General features: G+C 63.9%; 11 protein-coding genes. 4 read left to right on the forward strand and 7 right to left on the reverse strand.

The window, feature by feature from the left end; all coding sequences use genetic code 11:
* Positions 1-2: 2 nt before the first annotated feature.
* The 3 genes from H0274_RS09795 to H0274_RS09805 all read right to left on the reverse strand — a co-directional run bounded on the left by H0274_RS09795 (position 3) and on the right by H0274_RS09805 (position 5,084).
* Positions 3-815: an undecaprenyl-diphosphate phosphatase gene (locus H0274_RS09795; protein ID WP_226795124.1), complete on the reverse strand. Its 813-nt coding sequence runs from the start codon at positions 813-815 to the stop codon at positions 3-5.
* 131 nt (positions 816-946) lie between these two features.
* Entirely contained in the window at positions 947-3,121 is a 2,175-nt protein-coding gene (locus tag H0274_RS09800; protein ID WP_226795126.1) for a M13 family metallopeptidase, read from the reverse strand.
* 160 nt (positions 3,122-3,281) lie between these two features.
* Positions 3,282-5,084 (reverse strand): ABC transporter transmembrane domain-containing protein, encoded by a 1,803-nt coding sequence (locus tag H0274_RS09805; protein WP_226795128.1) that lies wholly within the window; start codon positions 5,082-5,084, stop codon positions 3,282-3,284.
* Between the two features lie 178 nt (positions 5,085-5,262).
* On the opposite strand from H0274_RS09805, the gene H0274_RS09810 reads away from it, so the two are divergent.
* On the forward strand, positions 5,263-6,516 hold the full coding sequence (locus tag H0274_RS09810; RefSeq protein ID WP_226795130.1) for a polyhydroxyalkanoate depolymerase: 1,254 nt from the start codon (positions 5,263-5,265) through the stop codon (positions 6,514-6,516).
* Between the two features lie 273 nt (positions 6,517-6,789).
* On the opposite strand, the gene H0274_RS09815 is transcribed toward H0274_RS09810, so the two are convergent.
* From H0274_RS09815 to H0274_RS09830, 4 genes are all read right to left on the reverse strand, one after another.
* A complete protein-coding gene (locus H0274_RS09815) occupies positions 6,790-7,965 on the reverse strand; it encodes an acetyl-CoA C-acyltransferase (RefSeq protein ID WP_226795132.1) in 1,176 nt (391 codons plus the stop codon).
* 142 nt (positions 7,966-8,107) lie between these two features.
* Positions 8,108-8,557: a MaoC family dehydratase gene (locus tag H0274_RS09820; RefSeq protein WP_226795699.1), complete on the reverse strand. Its 450-nt coding sequence runs from the start codon at positions 8,555-8,557 to the stop codon at positions 8,108-8,110.
* Between the two features lie 56 nt (positions 8,558-8,613).
* Positions 8,614-10,026: a putative O-glycosylation ligase, exosortase A system-associated gene (locus tag H0274_RS09825; protein WP_226795134.1), complete on the reverse strand. Its 1,413-nt coding sequence runs from the start codon at positions 10,024-10,026 to the stop codon at positions 8,614-8,616.
* Positions 10,019-10,192 (reverse strand): hypothetical protein, encoded by a 174-nt coding sequence (locus tag H0274_RS09830; protein ID WP_226795136.1) that lies wholly within the window; start codon positions 10,190-10,192, stop codon positions 10,019-10,021. Before H0274_RS09830 ends, H0274_RS09825 begins: the two co-directional genes overlap by 8 nt.
* A gap of 87 nt (positions 10,193-10,279) precedes the next feature.
* Here H0274_RS09830 and H0274_RS09835 point away from each other — a divergent pair, with 87 nt between their 5' ends.
* The 3 genes from H0274_RS09835 (at position 10,280) to gltB (ending at position 17,934) form a co-directional block, all read left to right on the forward strand.
* Entirely contained in the window at positions 10,280-11,509 is a 1,230-nt protein-coding gene (locus H0274_RS09835) for a TIGR04063 family PEP-CTERM/XrtA system glycosyltransferase (protein WP_226795138.1), read from the forward strand.
* Positions 11,510-11,570: 61 nt separating this feature from the next.
* Positions 11,571-13,025 (forward strand): hypothetical protein, encoded by a 1,455-nt coding sequence (locus H0274_RS09840; RefSeq protein ID WP_226795140.1) that lies wholly within the window; start codon positions 11,571-11,573, stop codon positions 13,023-13,025.
* A 268-nt stretch (positions 13,026-13,293) separates the two neighbouring features.
* A complete protein-coding gene (gene gltB / locus H0274_RS09845) occupies positions 13,294-17,934 on the forward strand; it encodes a glutamate synthase large subunit (protein WP_226795142.1) in 4,641 nt (1,546 codons plus the stop codon).
* Position 17,935 lies beyond the last annotated feature (1 nt).

A 17,935-nucleotide genomic window follows, 5' to 3' on the forward strand; every position in this document is an offset into this window, starting at 1 on the left:
CCTCAGCGCAGGGCCAGCCAGGCGACCGCCACCGCGCCCAGCACGATGCGATACCAGCCGAAGGGCGAGAAGCCGCGGCGGCTGACATAGGCGATGAAGGCCCGGATCACGATCAGCGCGACCACGAAGCTGACGATGAAGCCAATCGCGATCTCGTCCCACCCGACGGTGGCTACGCCCTGCGCGATCTCTTCATGGCCGCCCAGCAATTCCAGCGTGGAAGCGCCCACCATGGTCGGCACGGCGAGGAAGAAGGAAAGTTCCGCAGCGGTCTTGCGGCCGATGCCCATGGCCAATGCGCCCATGATCGTCGCGCCGGAACGGCTTACGCCCGGCACCATCGCAAGACATTGCGCCAGCCCTACGCCCAGCGCCTGCTTGAGCGGCAGTTCCGCCACGCCCTGTTCGGGGCCGGGATGGGCGTTCTTCTCGATCATCAGAATCGCGATGCCGCCCAGGATCAGGGCCCATGCCACCACCGAAGGGCTGCCCAGCAGCACGTCGATATAGTCCTTCAGCAGCAGGCCGAGGATCGCGGAAGGCAGGAAGGCGGCCAGGATGTTGCGCACGAACAGCAGGCTGCCCCGCTCCAGCCGGAACATGCCGATTCCCGCGCTCCAGAAGGTGCGCCAATACTGGACCACTACCGCCAGGATCGCACCGAGCTGGATCACGACATTGAACATCGCCCATTGGTGCGCGTCATAGCCGAACAGCTCGGTGGCGAGGATGAGGTGCCCGGTGGATGACACGGGCACGAATTCGGTGAGGCCCTCGACAATGCCGAGGAGGATCGCGGTAAGGGTCAGGTCCATATATTCGCGGTGATGGCGGCTGGACCGGGCAAGTCAAGTGCGGTGAGCCCAGCCACCCGATTCTCCGCGTGTTTTCATGGCCATCGCGGGCGGCTGCATTCTTGCGGCAGCCCGCGATGGCGAAAAGGCGCTTACCAGATGTGGACGCGTTCTTCCGGCGGCAGATACAGCTTGTCGCCCGGCTTCACGTCGAACGCCTTGTACCAGGCATCCACATTGCGCAGCGGGCCGTTCACCCGGAACTTCTCGGGCGAATGCGGATCGGTCAGCATCTGCTGGCGCAGCCGTTCGGGCCGGCTGGTGGAACGCCATGCCTGTGCCCAGCCAAGGAAGAAGCGCTGGTCGCCGGTCAACCCGTCGATCACCTTGTCCTCCTTGCCGCCCAGCGACATCTTGTAGGCGCGATAGGCCAGGCTGAGGCCAGAAAGGTCGCCGATATTCTCGCCCAGGGTCAGGCGGCCATTGACGCAGGTCTTGCCCTCGTCGAGCGGACAGAAGGCATCGTACTGCGCCGCCAGCTTGTCGCCCTTCGTGTCGAAGGCCTTGCGGTCGGCTTCGGTCCACCAGTCTTCCAGGCGGCCCTTGGCATCGTATTTCGACCCCTGATCGTCAAAGCCATGGCCCATTTCATGGCCGATCACGCCGCCGATTGCGCCGTAATTGACGGCCATATCCGTACCCGCCCCGAAGAAGGGCTGCTGCAGGATCGCGGCCGGGAAGACGATCTCGTTGAAAGAGGGGTTGTAATAGGCGTTCACCGTTTGCGGCAGCATGAACCATTCGCCGCGATCCGGCGGATTGCCGAGGCGCGAAAGGTCCTTCTTCCACTGCCAGCCGGTGGAGGCGATTTCGTTGCCCAGCGGGTCGCCGGGGCTGATCGCCAGACCTTCGTAGGTCTCGAACTTGTCGGGATAGCCGATCTTGGGGAAGAAACTGTCCAGCTTGGCTTCGGCCTGCACCTTGGTTTCGGCGCTCATCCAGCTGTTTTCTTCCAGGCTCTGGCCCAGCGCCTTGCGCAGGTTGGCCACCAGTTCCTGCATCGCCGTCTTGCTGGCGGCGGGGAAATACCGCTCGGCATAGGCCTTGCCCAGCACTTCGCCCAGTTGCGCCTCGGTGGCCTCGATCGCGCGTTTCCAGCGCGGGCGCTGTTCCTGCGCGCCGTTCAGCACCTTGCCGTAGAAATCGAAATTAGCCTGATCGATCTCGCTGGGCAGCACATCGGCATGGCTGGCGAGGAAGCGCACCGCCATGAAGGCCTTGAGCGTGGGCAGCGGGGTCTGCGTCAGCAGCTTCATCATGGCGGGCAGGCCGCCGCCGATCTCGGCCAGCTGATCCTGCGTCAGGCCCAGCTTCTGCGCCGTTTCCTGCGAGGGCGGGATCTGCGGCGCGAGGAAATATTCAGCCTTGCCCAGCCCCGAGGCATCGAGCAGCGTGGCCAGCGGATATTCCGGCACCAGCGCTTCCAGCTCCGCACGGCTCAGCTTGTGATAGGTGATGTCGCTGTTGCGCAGCGCCGTGCGCGCCCATTCGATCTCCGCCACCTTATGTTCGAAGGCATAGACCGCCTCGGCTGCGGGCTTCGGATCGGCATAGCCGGCCTTGCCCAGCATCCATGCGAGGTAATCCTTGTACTTGGCCTGGATCTCGCGGTTCTTCTCGCTGTCCACCAGATACATGTCGCGATCCGGCAGGCCCATGCCGTTGAACCCCATGGAGGGGATATAGGCATCCGGGTCCTTGTCATCGATCGCGATGCCCGCGCCCACCAGACCCGGATAGCCGGGCAGGGCGAAGAGCTGGTTCAGCTCGGTCAGGTCCTTCGCCTGGAAGATACGCGTGAGATAGGGATAGGCGGGCGCAAGGCCCTTGGCGTCGATCGCGGCGGTATCGAGATAGGCATTATAGGCATCGACGATGCGCTGCTCGCCCGATCCGGGCTTCTGCTTCTTCGCAACCAGCTCGTCGATCAGGGCCTTCACATCGGTCTTCGACTTTTCGTCGAGATAGTTGAACGCGCCATAGCGGGTATATTCTGGCGGGATGGGGTTTTCGTTCACCCACTTGCCGTTGACGTAAGCGAAGAAATCGTCGCCCGGCTTCACTGTCTTGTCGAGCGTGGTGGGATCGAAGCCCCATGTGCCGAAGGTCATTTCCGGCGCGGCGCTGCCTTCTGTAGCGGCGGAGGCTTCAACGCCGTGCTCCAGCGTTTCCAGCATGGGGCCGGAAGCGGCGGAGGCGGCAAGAGCGGGGGCGGAAACTGCAAGCGCCGCGGCAGAGGCGCCTGCAAGGATCAGGGAACGGATCATCTAAAACCCTTTGGCAGATCGGAGCCGGCCAAGGGGGCGGCAGACTCCGCTGGGGAACATGGCAATGCCATAACGGCATCGGGCAGCAAGGTGCCGCCGTTAATCGGTTGCACTTGTTACTTGGTCGAAAAACCCGGCCCGATGCAAGCCCCTGAAAGTGCTATTTCGCCCCTGCTACCGCCACATCGTCAAACTGGAGCGAGGCGAGGCGCGCATAGAGCCCGCCCGCCGAGGTCAATTGGGCATGGGTGCCCTGTTCCACGATGCGGCCGCCATCCATCACCACGATCCGGTCCGCCGCGCGCACTGTGGCAAGGCGATGGGCGATAACCAGCGTGGTGCGGTGCTCCATCAGCCGCTCAAGCGCCTGCTGCACCAGCCGTTCGCTTTCCGCGTCGAGCGCGCTGGTCGCTTCATCCAGCAGCAGGATCGGGGCATCGCGCAGCAGCGCGCGGGCAATCGCCACGCGCTGACGCTGGCCGCCCGAAAGGCGTGCCCCGCCTTCGCCCAGATAGGTATCCAGGCCCTGCGGCAGGGATTTCAGGAATTCTTCCGCATTGGCCGCGCGGGCCGCTTCCCAGATCGCATCCTCGCTCGCATCCCACGCGCCATAGCGCAGATTGTCGCGCGCGCTGGCGGCAAACAGGGTGCCTTCCTGCGGCACCAGCGCCATGCGGCGGCGGATTTCCGCCGGGTCAACGCTGGTCAGCGGCACGCCGTCCAGCCGGATCGTGCCCGCCTGCGGATCGTAGAACCGCTCCGCCAGCTGGAACAGGCTGGATTTGCCCGCGCCGGATGGGCCGACGATGGCCACTGTCTCCCCCGGCTCGATCGTCAGGTCGAAATCCTGCACCGCCGCCACTTCGGGCCTTGTGGGATAACGGAAGGTCACGCTCTGGAAGGCCAGGCTGCCGCGCGGCGGAACCGGCAGTTCCAGCGGGCGGGCGGGCGGGGCGATGGCGGGCTTTTCCTTGAGCAGTTCGTTGAGGCGGCTGGCCGCGCCGGCACCGCGCAGCAGATCGCCATAGACTTCGGTCAGCGAACCGAAAGCGCCCGCCACCAGTGCGCCGGTCAGCACGAAGGCCGCGATGGTACCGCCGCTGAGGATACCTTCGGCCACCTGGATCGCACCGCGCCACATCAGGGTGGTGATCGATCCGAAGATGAACAGGATGACGATGGCGGTCATGATCGAACGCAGCAGGATGCGGCGGCGCGCGGTGTCGAAGGTCCGCTCCACAATCGCGGCGAAGCGCCCGGCCTCGCGCCCTTCCTGATTGAAGCCCTGCACGATCTTCATCGCGCCCAGCACTTCGGTGGTCATCGCGCCGACGTCAGCAACGCGGTCCTGGCTCTCGCGCGAGATCTTGCGCAGCCGCCGCCCGAACCACACGATGGGCAGCACCACCACCGGCACCGCCACCACCAGCATCAGGGTGAGCTGCGGCGCGAGGTAGAACAGGTAGCCCACCCCGCCGAGCACAGTGATGAGGTTGCGCAGGGCGACCGAGACAGTGGTGCCCACCACCTGTTCGATCTGGGCAGTATCCGCCGTCATGCGCGAGGAGATTTCCTTCGGGCTGTTCTCCTCGAAGAAGCCCGGCGAAAGGCGCAGCAAATTGGCCTGAACGGCCTTGCGGATATCCGCGATCACCCGTTCGCCCAGCCAGCTGACGAAATAGAAGCGGCAGCCCGTACCGACGGCCAGCACCAGGACGATCATGAACAGATAGCGGAACCAGCGCGCGATATCTTCCGGATTGCCGCCTTCGGCAAAGCCCCGGTCGATGATCAGGCGGAAGCCCGCCGGGATCGCCAGAGTAGCCGCAGCCGTAACCGTCAGCGCAAGCAGCGACAGCGCGACCTGCGTGGGATAGCGCATGGCTGCCTGCCAGATCATGCCCAGCGGGCCGAGCGATTTTGCGGGTTCTACATCGGGCCGGTTCCGGGGTGCGCGTGCCATGCGGGGCGCCTAGCCGAAAGCGGCGGCGGAATGAAGCGGAATGACGCGGAAAAGGGCAGGAGGCCGCTCGCTTCGGCGCGGTCGGGTCTTGCTGCATTGCACAATGAAACGAAAAGGACCACATAGGCCGAAAGGGCCGCTTCAGGCCCGTCGGAGTCGGCCCAAAGGGGATCGTCGCTTGCTTTATCACACTTACGAAATTCAGCGCGCCATGCTGTCAGGCGCCAGCAGCTGGGCTTCCGTCTGGGCCGAATTTCTCTCCAACCCCGCAAATCCGCTCGGCTATGCCGGTGCCGCGCCGGTGATGGCCAGCGCGCTGGAAGTGTTCGCCCATGCCTATGCCCCGCGCGGCAAGCCGGAATGGCATCTCGCCCCCGTTCAGGCGGATGGGCAGGAATGGCCCGTGAATGAAAGCGTGGTGCTCCACAAACCCTTTGGCAACCTCAAGCATTTCCGCCGTGACGGCCTGCCTGAAGATGCGCCGCGCCTGCTGATAGTCGCCCCGATGAGCGGCCATTACGCCACGCTACTGCGCGGCACGGTGGCGCGGATGGTGGAAAATCAGGACGTCTATGTCACGGACTGGGCCGATGCGAAGATGGTGCCGATGCACAAGGGCCATTTCGACCTCGACGATTATATCGACTATCTGATCGAATTCCTGACCTATCTTGGCCCCGATACCCATGTGATGGCGGTGTGCCAGCCTTCGGTGCCGGCCTATGCCGCAACGGCGATCATGGGCGCACAGGACCATCCCTGCCGTCCGGCCAGCCTGACCATGATGGGCGGCCCGATCGACACGCGCGCATCGCCCACCAGCGTGAATGACGTGGCGACCGAGCGGCCGCTCAGCTGGTTCCGCAACCATGTGATCGCCACCGTGCCCGTTTCCTATCCCGGCGCGGGGCGGCAGGTCTATCCCGGCTTCCTGCAGCTTTCCGGCTTCATCGCAATGAATCTGGGCAGCCACCTGATGAGCCATTACCAATATTTCAATCATCTGATCGAAGGCGATGGCGATGGGGCGGCTTCGCACAAGGCCTTCTATGACGAATATCTCTCCGTCTGCGACCTGACGGCGGAATTCTATCTCCAGACGGTGGAGCATGTGTTCAAGGAACATTCGCTGCCCAGGGGCAAGTTCGTCCATCGCGGCAAGCTGATCGATCTGGGCGCGATCCGCGACACGGCGCTGCTGGCGATCGAGGGTGAGCGTGACGATATTTCCGGCATCGGCCAGACCAAGGCCGCGCTGGATCTGGCGCATAATCTGCCCGAGGCGAAGAAGCTCTATCACCTTGCGCCGGATGTCGGCCATTACGGCATCTTCAACGGCAGCAAGTGGCGTACCCGCATCGCCCCGGTGGTGGAGGAATGGATGCGCGCCAATCCGGGCGCGAGGGGATCGAAGCTGCACGCGGTGGCGTGACCCTCTTCCGCGTCACCCCGGCCTTGTGCCGGGGTGACAGCGCTTATCCGATTTTCCTACATCACCCCTGCTCGCTAGAGTGCCGGTGGCTCCTTCCCATCGTCGGCATTTCCGTTCGCAAAACCGGCGTGACGAAAGCCCCCGCGCGAAAAGTCACATTCTTCGAGCCGGGATTTCAGAATAAATCTTTGAAAATAAATTCAAATATCCGGAATAGGCCACAGGGTTTCGGGGGCCGTTTCGCGTAAACTTCGGCCCCCGTCATAACCTGCGTCAGAATACCTCGAACAGCCCGGCCGCGCCCATGCCGCCGCCGACGCACATCGTCACCACGACATATTTCGCGCCCCGGCGCTTGCCTTCGATCAGGGCGTGGCCGGTGCAGCGCGCGCCCGTCATGCCATAGGGATGGCCGATGGAAATCGCGCCGCCATTGACGTTGAGCAGCTCGTTCGGAATGCCCAGCCGGTCGCGGCAATAGAGGACCTGCACGGCAAAGGCCTCGTTGAGTTCCCACAGCCCGATATCGTCCATCTTTAGGCCGTGGCGTTCCAGCAGCCTGGGCACGGCGAAGACGGGGCCGATGCCCATTTCGTCAGGCTCCGTGCCGGCCACTGCCATACCGACATAGCGGCCCAGCGGCTGGAGCCCGCGCTTTTCGGCAAGCGAGCTTTCCATCACCACCACGGCGCTGGAGCCGTCCGAAAGCTGGCTGGCATTGCCTGCGGTGATCACCCCGCCGGGCACCACCGGATTGAGCGAGGCAAGGCCTTCCAGCGTCGTTTCGGGCCGGTTGCCTTCATCCTTGGCAATAGTCACTTCATGCTTGGTGATCTCGCCCGTTTCCTTGTTCGCCACGGCCATGGTGGCAGTGACGGGCACGATCTCGGCATCGAACTTGCCCGCGGCCTGCGCGGCGGCGGTGCGCTGCTGGGATTGCAGGGCATAGGCATCCTGTGCCTCGCGGCTGATGCCATAGCGCTTGGCCACCACTTCCGCAGTTTGCAGCATCGGCATGTATGTGGCGTTGTGCATGGCGATCAGTTCCATGTCGAAGGCCACGCGCAGTTCCTTGGTCTGCACCGTGCTGATCGATTCCTGCCCGCCGGCAGCCACGATATCCATGCCGTCATACATCACCTGCCTGGCGGCAGTGGCAATGGCCATCATGCCCGAGGCGCATTGCCGGTCCACGCTCATGCCCGCAACGGTGACGGGCAGGCCCGCGCGCAGGGCGACGAGGCGGGCGATATTGGGCGTCTGGCTGCCCTGCGGCAGGGCGCTGCCCCACACCACATCCTCGACCTCCGCGCCGTCCACCCCGGCCCGCTCGACCGCGGCCTTCAGCGAATGGCTGCCAAGGGTGGGCCCCTGCGTAGCGTTGAAGGCGCCCTTATAGGCACGGCCGATGGCGGTGCGGGCGGTGGAAACGATGACTGCATCACGCATTTGGATTTCCTCTCATCATCTCGGGAATGTCACCCTGAACTCGTTTCAGGGCCCATTCCTCCTCCCGCGCAATCGGCTCGTCAGGGCACGATGGATGCTGAAACAAGTTCAGCATGACGGGAGAACTCAGGTTCTGGATTACTCAGAAAAACAGCAGGCTGATCCATTCGGCGACATAGCCGGGCTTGGTTTCGCCTTCGATTTCCAGCGTAATCTCTACCGTCTGCTCCCACTGGCCCGGGCGCTTTTCCGCCATGCCGACCAGCTTGAAATGGGCGCGCACTTTCTTGCCTGAGCGGACTGGCTGGAGAAAGCGCACGCGGTTGCCGCCATAATTGAGCGCCATCTTCAGCCCTTCGGGCTTCTGGATGTCGCTCTTCTCGGTCAGCACGGGGATCAGCGAAAGGGTGAGGAAGCCGTGGGCAATCGTGCCGCCAAAGGGCGTCATCGCCGCCATTTGCGGGTTCACATGGATGAACTGGTGATCGCCGGTGGCATCGGCGAATTTGTCGATCATTTCCTGATCGACCAGCAGCCATTCGGAAGTGCCGATAGTCTCGCCGACCTTGGCTGCGAAATCCTGGGGGGTCATATCCTGCGCCTCTCCGTTAGTGCCGGAATTACGGGATTCATGGCCCATTGCGCGGCTTAGTGCAACGCGCCAGCCTCTGCCGCTACGGCATCCGCGCTCCCCGGCGGCGGGGCAGCGCGCCGGGCCCGCCCGATGCGCTTCTTTGCCGGCGAATCAACCCGGTTGAGGTAGGACCAGAGCGCGCATTGCAGCCCGATCAGCATCAGGATGAAGGGCTGGAAGGCAATCCCGACGAACAGCGAGCCCACCAGATAGACGATCTGCGCCTGTTGCAGTGCCGTTGCCAGCGGCGCCTTCCAGGCATCTTCCTGCCGGGGATCGAGCCTGGCCCGCCGGATATAGCGCCGCCGCAGCAATTCCATCTGCCACAGGCCCAGCGCATGCAGCCAGATCCACAGGATGAAACCGGGCCAGCCCTGTTCGCCAAGCATCTCGAAATAGCTGGAGTGATAGGCACGCGCCTTGTCGGTCACGTCCTGCGTCTCGGTCTGGGTGATACCGCTGCCCATGTCGAGCGTCACCCGCGTCTTGTAGGTAAAGCTGTTGGAACGATAGGCATCGAACCCGCCGCCGAAGGGATGGTCCTTCACGTAATCGAGCGTCCACATCCACACCGCCACGCGGGTGGAGGCGGATTCGTCACCCTCATGCTTCTCGATAGTGCTCATCCGCTCGGTGAAGCTTTGCGGCAGGAAGGGGACCGCCATCAGCAAGGCCACGCCGCCCAGCGCCATGTAGAGGAACCGGCGCTTCACGCTGCGCAGCATCAGCACCGCCAGCACGCCGATACACAGCAAGCCGGTGCGCGCCTCTGTCCCCACGGGGATCAGCAGGGCGGCGAAGATCAGCCCGGCGGCAACCAGCTTCACCCGCAAGTCGGTGGGATAGACCGTGCCATATTTCGCGAGCCACAGGACCAGCGGGATGATCGCGATGGCCACGCAGGAAATGATCGAGCTTTCATATAGCCCGGTATTGTCGTTGACGAAGAAATAGAGCTCGCCATAGCCGCCGCCGCCCAGCAATGTCTTGATCCCGCCCGAGATGATGATCGCCCCGACGGAAAGGACCATCACCAGCGCCGCCGCCTCGATCCTCAGTTTCGTGCGCAGGGTCAGTGGCAGGAAGATCGCGAAGACCATCGCTTTCCACACCCAGCCCCATTTCTCCAGCGCCTCCTTGGGGAAATCCGCCGTCAGCGTGGTGACACCGCAATAGATCAGCAGAACCAGGATCAGCCCCTGGCGGAACGTGAAGCGGCTGCCCTCCTTGCTGTCGGCCAGCAGCCAGCCCGCAAAGGCAGCGACGAAGGCGATCAGCGAGAAGGGCAGCAGCTGCATGAAGGTCCAGCCGATCTTCTGCGGCGCGACGATATCGATATAGAGATAGGCCAGCACCCAGATGAACGGCTTGCGCAGGCCGAGCGCAAGCAGCCCCATCACGAACAGGAACAGGAAAGCGTCAAGCATCGGAAGCGTCAGCCTCCGGCGCTGGGGGCTTGTTCCGGCGCCATGACCTGCGGCGCGGCGCGGCAGGATCGGCGGCATCGTCATCGAGATCGGGGCGCGACAGCAATCGCCACGCGGCGAGCGCAATCAATCCATGCGTCAGGCCAATCGCGAAATAGTCGATCACCGGGCCGGTCCTCAAACAGTACGAAGCCGGGCCCTAGCAGCACCCGGTTGACGCGGTGTTAAGCTTGTGATGGCAGGGAAACGCGCGATGACCCGGATCCTCCATGTCCTTGACCACTCCTTGCCGATGCATAGCGGTTATACTTTCCGCACGCGCGCTATTCTGAAGGCCCAGCAGGCGGCGGGGATGGAAGTGCGCGGGATTACCGGGCTGAGGCATGTCGCCCCCGGCCCCGCAGTGGAGATCATCGACGGACTGACCTTCCATCGCAGCCCGGGCGAGGCGCGGGGCCCCGCCGTGTTTCGCGAATGGCGCGAGATCGCGGCTCTGGCCAAGTCGATAGAGGCACTGTGCGCCGAATGGCGGCCTGACATCCTCCACGCCCATTCGCCCGCCTTGTGCGGCCTTGCGGCACTGCGGGCGAGCAGGAAGCTCGGCATTCCGCTGGTCTATGAGATTCGCGCCTTCTGGGAAGATGCCGCCGTGGGCAATGGCACCGGCCAGGAAGGCTCCTTCAAATATCGCCTGACGCGCAGCCTGGAAAACCGGGTCGTTGCGGGGGCAGGCCGGGTGGTCACGATCTGCGAGGGGCTGCGGGCAGACCTGATCGCGCGCGGCACCGATCCCGACAAGATTTCCATTATGCCCAACGGAGTGGACCTCTCCCTGTTCGGCAAGCCACTGCCCCGTGACGAGGCGCTGGCGGCGGAACTCGGCATTGCCGATGGCCCGGTCATCGGCTTCATCGGCAGCTTTTATGATTATGAAGGGCTGGACGATCTGGTCGCCGCCATGCCTGCCCTCATCGCCCGGCATCCGGGCGCGCGCCTGCTGCTGGTCGGCGGTGGCCCGGTGGAAGCAGCACTGAAGGCGCAGGTCGAAGCGAGCCCGGCGCGCGAGGCGATTCTCTTCGCTGGCCGCGTGCCGCATGGGGAAGTGGAGCGATATTATTCGCTGTGCGATGTGATGGCCTATCCCCGCAAGCACAGCCGGCTGACCGATCTTGTAACTCCGCTCAAGCCGCTTGAGGCCATGGCCCAGGGCAAGATCGTGGCTGCATCGGATGTCGGCGGACATCGGGAACTGATGACGGACGGGCAAACCGGCATCCTGTTTCCGCCTGACGATCCGGCTGGCTGCGCCGATGCCCTGGCGGCATTATTGTCCCGGCGGGAAGACTGGCCGGCGATAAGGGAAGCGGGCCGGGCGCATGTGGAGCGCGATCACGACTGGGCTCGCAACGTGCTTCGTTATCGGCCCGTTTACCAAGCCTTATTAGATCCCCTTGCAATGAACCCCGTTATCGCCGCAGGCTAAGCGCCTCAACGGCGTAGGGGACTAAGGCGACACTGGCCTGAAAACAGGGGTTTTGACACAAGTGGCAGCGAATCACCCGAAGGCATCTATCAGTTCACATCGCCTGTTTCCGGCGATCGTTGCCCTGTGGTTCGCCACTCTCTTTGGGCTGGGCTTTCTGGTTCTGCCTGGTCATGCCCTCGAACGAATCATCGGGGCCAGTGGCATTTCGGCGATCATTCCGGTTGCCGCACCGCCGCTTGGTTTGACTGCGCGCCTGCTGGTTTCACTCGGCGCGGGGATTGCCGGGGGGCTCGCCGGCTATGCCGCGGCACGGGCAATCGCGCCGCGCGGCAAGCGGGACGAGCAGGCACGCGCCCGCCGCGAATCCCGGCGTGAACGCGCCGAACCCCAGACGCAAAGCCTGCCGGAAGCCCGTCGCCGTCGCCCGCTTTCCGCCATGGCGGATCTCGGCCCGCCCATGGACGCGCCTGTTTCGCAAGAGGAGCCTGTCTCGCGGGAGCCTGAAGAGGACTTCGCTGCGCAGTTGGGGCCGGCGGAAGCTGAGATCGAGCCGGCAATAGAGCTGGATGCCATCGAGATTGTCGTGGAGGAGCTTCCGCAAGCCGATGCCGCTTCGCACAAGCTCCCGGCCAGCGAAGCAGAGCCGGAAGCAGTGCAACCGAAAGCGCGGACGACTGACGAATTGAACCTGCCCTCCGATCCCGACGCGGATCTTTCGCGCATGGGCGTGGTCCAGCTGGCCGAACGGCTGGGAATTGCGATGCAGCGCCGCGCTACCCGTCCACAGAGCCCGCCGCCTGCGGCCCTCGCCGAGCTGGCGACTTATCTCACCGGGGCAAGGCCTGCCGCGTCGCCGCCTTCCGCCCGGCCAACTCCTTCTGCGGAGCCCGTGGCTTCCGCATCGCAAGATCCTGTGGCGCAGCAAGTGGTCTCCGCTCCCATAGCCCTCGCTCCGGTGGCTTCCGTGGCTGCCAGCCCGGTCGAACCGCTTGCCGCGGCGGAACGCATCCTCGGTCGTGCATCCACTGCCTCCGAACCTGAACCCGCATCCGTTCCTGCCCGGCCGCGGAGCATGACACTGGAGCTCGAGTCGTTCGGCGAAGAAGAATATGATGACGAGGATGATGTCATCGCCTCGCTCTCGCTGCCTCTCGCAGGCCTGACGCCGCAAACGGCTCCGCTGGAAGACGAGGCGGAGGAAATCGAGGAGGAGGCCGGGGAAGACGATTCCTACAGTTCCCTGCTCGCCATGCGCATCCCGCAGCGCGTTGCCGTTGTCGAAAGCGGCGACATGGCGCAGGAACCGGTCGCTGTCCCTTCGCCGGAAGCGGGAAAGCCGGCGCAAGTCTCTGAAATGCCTGTCCCGACGGGCCCGGCCCCCACGGGTGATGTGCGCCCCTTCAGTCAGCCGATCATGACACCGTCCGGCCGCCCCTGGGCCGACCGTGCGGAAACCGAGCGAGTGCTGCGTAACGCCTTGGCGGCGATCCAGCGCAAGACCGGCGCTGCCTGATCGCTGGATGGTCCTCGGCCTCGTAAGGGGCCCTTAACTACTGATTCCGGGCCGCTTTGCCGGATTGTGCCTGCGCTGCACATCGGCCACGCAAGGTAAAATTCGTCCCCTTGCCCCCCTGCCCTAGTTGCAAAAACAGTTTCCTGTCGCCATGGCGAAAACTCGCGACATTTTTGCTGCCCGGCGCGGCAGGGTGAGTCGTGCTTCATTGCCGGAAGCGCTGCCCTGAAGCGGCGTCCTGACGGCGCTAGACAGGAATGGGAATTTGATGGGTTATCCGCCGCCTCAAGGTTTCTACGATCCAGTGAACGAACATGACGCATGTGGTGTGGGCTTTATTGCCCATATTAAAGGCGCGAAATCGCACACTATCGTGAAACAGGCGCTCGAGATTCTGGAGAATCTCGACCATCGCGGGGCAGTGGGTGCAGACCCGCTGTTGGGCGACGGTGCGGGCCTGCTGATTCAGATTCCCGATCCGATCTTCCGCAAGTGGGCCACCGAAGAAGGCAAGACCTTGCCCGCCGCCGGCGATTATGCCGTGGCCATGTGCTTCCTTCCGCAGAGCGAGAAGGCGCGGGACTTCGTGGTCCAGCAGTTCGAGAAGTTCATCGCCAAGGAAGGCCAGGAACTGGTCGGCTGGCGCGATGTGCCCACCGATACGGCTGGTCTCGGCGTGGCCGTGCTCGAATCCATGCCGATGATCCGCCAGTGCATCATCGCGCGTGGTGCCAACACGGTCGATCAGGATGCGTTCGAGCGCAAGCTGATCACCATCCGCAAGCAGTTGCAGAACCCGCTGGCCGAACTGGCCGAAAAGCACGAGATGCCCGAGATCGCTCAGCTCTATATGCCGAGCTTCTCGAGCCGCACCATCGTCTATAAGGGCCTGCTGCTGGCGAACCAGGTGGGCAGCTTCTACAAGGATTTGCAGGATACCGATTGCGTTTCCGCGCTCGGCCTCGTCCACCAGCGTTTCTCAACCAACACCTTCCCCAGCTGGAAGCTGGCGCAGCCCTTCCGCCTGATCGCCCATAATGGCGAGATCAACACGGTTCGCGGCAATGTGAACTGGATGAACGCGCGCCGCCGCACCATGGAATCGGACCTGCTCGGCCCCGATCTCGACAAGCTGTGGCCGATCATCCCGCACGGCCAGTCCGACACGGCCTGCCTCGACAATGCGCTCGAGCTGTTGCTGGCGGGTGGCTATTCGCTGGCCCATGCCATGATGATGCTGGTGCCGGAAGCCTGGGCGAAGAACCCGGAAATGGATCCGGCCCGCCGCGCCTTCTACGAGTATCACGCCGCCCTGATGGAACCCTGGGACGGTCCCGCAGCCGTGGCCTTCACCGATGGCCGCCAGATCGCCGGCACGCTGGACCGCAACGGCCTGCGCCCCGCACGCTGGTGCGTGACGAAGGACGATCTGGTCTGCATGGCCTCCGAAAGCGGCGTGCTGCCGTTCAAGGAAGAGGACATCGTGCGCAAGTGGCGGCTCCAGCCGGGCCGCATGCTGCTGATCGACCTCGAACAGGGCCGCATCATCGACGACGAGGAAGTGAAGGCCGAACTCGCCCACGCCCAGCCTTATGACAAGTGGCTGGCTCAGGCGCAGTACAAGCTGGAAGACCTTGACGCCGTGGACGCCGAGCTGGGCGGTCTGGTGGAAGAGGAAGGTTCCTTGCTGCAGCGTCAGCAGGCCTTCGGCTACACGCAGGAAGACGTGGCCAAGTTCCTCGAGCCGATGGCCGTGGCTGGCGACGATCCGATCGGCTCGATGGGCACGGACACGCCGATCGCAGTGCTCTCCAGCCGCTCGCGCCTGCTCTACGATTACTTCAAGCAGAACTTCGCGCAGGTGACCAACCCGCCGATCGACCCGATCCGCGAAGAGCTGGTGATGAGCCTGCTCTCGATGATCGGTCCGCGCCCCAATCTGCTCGGCCGTGAGGCAGGCACGCATAAGCGCCTTGAAGTCTCCCAGCCGATCCTCACCAATGAGGACGTGGCCAAGATCCGCTCGGTTGAGCAGGCGCTGGACGGCGCGTTCCGCACCGCGACGATCGACATGACCTGGGATGCCACCGTCGGTGCCGAAGGGATCGCGCAGGCGATCAAGGAAATGTGCTGGGCTGCCACCGAAGCGGTGCTGGCGGACAAGAACATCCTGATCCTGTCCGACCGCGCACAGAGCTCCGACCGTATCCCGATCCCGGCGCTGCTGGCGACTGCGGCCGTGCATCATCACCTCGTCCGCCAGGGCCTGCGTATGCAGACCGGCCTGGTGGTCGAAACCGGCGAAGCGCGCGAAGTGCACCACTTCTGTGTGCTGGCGGGCTATGGCGCGGAAGGGATCAATCCCTATCTCGCCTTCGAAACGCTGGAGCAGATCCGTCGCGAGAAGCATCCGGGGCTGACCCCGGCCGAGGTGAAGAAGAACTACATCAAGGCCGTCGGCAAGGGTATCCTGAAGGTCATGTCCAAGATGGGCATCTCGACCTACCAGTCCTATTGCGGCGCGCAGATCTTCGACGCGGTGGGCCTGAATCAGGCATTCATCGATGCCTATTTCACCGGCACCGCCACCACCATCGAAGGTATCGGCGTGAAGGAAGTGGCCGAGGAAGCGGTGCGCCGTCACGCCACTGCCTATGGCGACAACCCGATCTACAAGCACATGCTGGACGTGGGCGGGATGTATCAGGCCCGCGTGCGCGGTGAAGAACACGCCTGGACGGCGTCGAACATCGCCAATCTGCAGCATGCGGTGCGCGGCAACAGCCCCAAGAACTATGAGGAATTCGCCAAGTCGATCAACGAGCAGTCCGAACGGCTGCTGACGATCCGTGGCCTGATGGAGCTGAAGAAGGCCGACAAGCCGATCGACATCTCCGAGGTGGAACCGGCGAAGGACATCGTGAAGCGTTTCGTCACCGGCGCGATGAGCTATGGCTCGATCAGCTGGGAAGCGCATACCACGCTGGCGCTGGCCATGAACCGGATCGGCGGCAAGTCGAACACCGGCGAGGGCGGCGAAGATCCCAAGCGTTTCCTGCCGCTGGACAATGGCGACACGATGCGCAGCGCGATCAAGCAGGTCGCTTCGGGCCGCTTCGGCGTAACGACGGAATATCTCGTCAATTCGGACGACATCCAGATCAAGATGGCTCAGGGCGCAAAGCCCGGCGAAGGTGGCCAGCTGCCCGGCCACAAGGTGGACAAGACCATCGGCAAGACCCGGCATTCCACGCCGGGTGTGGGCCTGATCTCGCCGCCGCCGCACCACGACATTTATTCGATCGAGGATCTGGCCCAGCTGATCCACGACCTGAAGAACGTGCAGCCTGCTGCGCGTATTTCGGTCAAGCTCGTCTCCGAAGTGGGCGTGGGCACCGTGGCCGCGGGCGTTTCAAAGGCGCGTGCGGATCACGTGACGATCTCCGGCTATGAAGGCGGTACCGGCGCCTCGCCGCTGACCAGCCTCACCCATGCCGGTTCGCCGTGGGAAATCGGCCTGGCCGAGACGCAGCAGACCTTGCTGCTGAACGACCTGCGCAGCCGTATCGTGGTTCAGGTCGATGGCGGGTTGCGCACCGGCCGCGACGTGGCCATCGGCGCGCTGCTGGGCGCGGAAGAGTTCGGCTTCGCCACGGCTCCGCTGATCGCGGCGGGCTGCATCATGATGCGCAAGTGCCACCTCAACACCTGCCCGGTTGGCGTTGCCACCCAGGACCCGGTGCTGCGGGCGCGCTTTGTCGGCCAGCCCGAACATGTGATCAACTACTTCTTCTTCGTGGCTGAAGAGCTGCGCCAGATCATGGCCGAGATGGGCTTCCGCACCGTCGAGGAAATGGTCGGCCGGGTCGACCGTCTCGATATGAAGAAGGCTATCAGCCACTGGAAGGCGCAGGGCGTCGATCTGTCGAAGCTGCTTTATCAGGTGCCGCTGGCTGCCGGTAAGTCGCTCCATCACTCGATGAACCAGGATCACGGGCTCGAAAAGGCGCTCGACAATGATCTTATCGCGGCCTGCAAGCCGGCCATCGAAAAGGGTGAACCGGTTGTGATCGATCGCAAGGTCGTGAACGTGAACCGCACCGTGGGTGCCATGCTTTCCGGCCGGATCGCCGAAAAGTACGGTCATGCGGGCCTCAAGCCCGATACCGTGCGGATCAACTTCACCGGCGTTGCCGGTCAGAGCTTCGCGGCATGGCTGGCCCATGGCGTGACTTTGGACCTCGTCGGCGATGCCAATGACTACGTCGGCAAGGGCCTGTCGGGCGGCCGCGTGATCGTGCGTCAGCCTGCCGATGTGAACCGCGAGCCGACCGAGAACATCATCGTCGGCAACACGGTGCTCTATGGCGCCATCGCGGGCGAAGCCTATTTCAACGGCGTGGCCGGGGAACGCTTCGCGGTGCGCAATTCGGGCGCCATCGCGGTGGTCGAAGGCACGGGCGATCATGGCTGCGAATATATGACCGGCGGCGTGGTGCTGGTGCTGGGCAAGACCGGGCGCAACTTCGCGGCGGGCATGTCGGGCGGTATCGCCTATGTCTATGACGAGGACGGCAGCTTCGCCCAGCGTTGCAACCAGGCCCAGGTGGATCTGGACAGCATCGATCCGGCGATCGAGGAAGACGATTATGCCGGCCGGCCGCAGCAGCGCCCCGTCAGCATCGAGGATTTCGGCATGGGCGACATGCTGCACCACGATGCGGAGCGCCTGAAGATTCTGGTGGAGCGGCACAAGCTGCACACCGGATCGGCCCGCGCTGCCGCTCTGCTCGCCGATTGGGACAATGCGCTTTCGAAGTTCGTGAAGGTGATGCCGCGCGATTATCGCCGCGCGCTTCAGCAGATCGAAGCCGAGCGCGAAGAAGCCGCCTCTGTGGCTGCCGAATAAG

Source organism: Fulverythrobacter ferritrahens, assembly GCF_020539485.1.
In the GTDB taxonomy this organism is placed as follows: Bacteria; Pseudomonadota; Alphaproteobacteria; order Sphingomonadales; family Sphingomonadaceae; genus Andeanibacterium; species Andeanibacterium ferritrahens.

What these genes read in the sequence shown, in the direction of transcription:
- H0274_RS09795 (WP_226795124.1), bottom strand. Translation starts at nt 815, where the DNA reads ATGGACCTGACCCTTACCGCGATCCTCCTCGGCATTGTCGAGGGCCTC.
- H0274_RS09800 (WP_226795126.1), bottom strand. Translation starts at nt 3,121, where the DNA reads ATGATCCGTTCCCTGATCCTTGCAGGCGCCTCTGCCGCGGCGCTTGCA.
- H0274_RS09815 (WP_226795132.1), bottom strand. Translation starts at nt 7,965, where the DNA reads ATGCGTGATGCAGTCATCGTTTCCACCGCCCGCACCGCCATCGGCCGT.
- gltB (WP_226795142.1), top strand. Translation starts at nt 13,294, where the DNA reads ATGGGTTATCCGCCGCCTCAAGGTTTCTACGATCCAGTGAACGAACAT.
- H0274_RS09805 (WP_226795128.1), bottom strand. Translation starts at nt 5,084, where the DNA reads ATGGCACGCGCACCCCGGAACCGGCCCGATGTAGAACCCGCAAAATCG.
- H0274_RS09835 (WP_226795138.1), top strand. Translation starts at nt 10,280, where the DNA reads ATGACCCGGATCCTCCATGTCCTTGACCACTCCTTGCCGATGCATAGC.
- H0274_RS09825 (WP_226795134.1), bottom strand. Translation starts at nt 10,026, where the DNA reads ATGCTTGACGCTTTCCTGTTCCTGTTCGTGATGGGGCTGCTTGCGCTC.
- H0274_RS09820 (WP_226795699.1), bottom strand. Translation starts at nt 8,557, where the DNA reads ATGACCCCCCAGGATTTCGCAGCCAAGGTCGGCGAGACTATCGGCACT.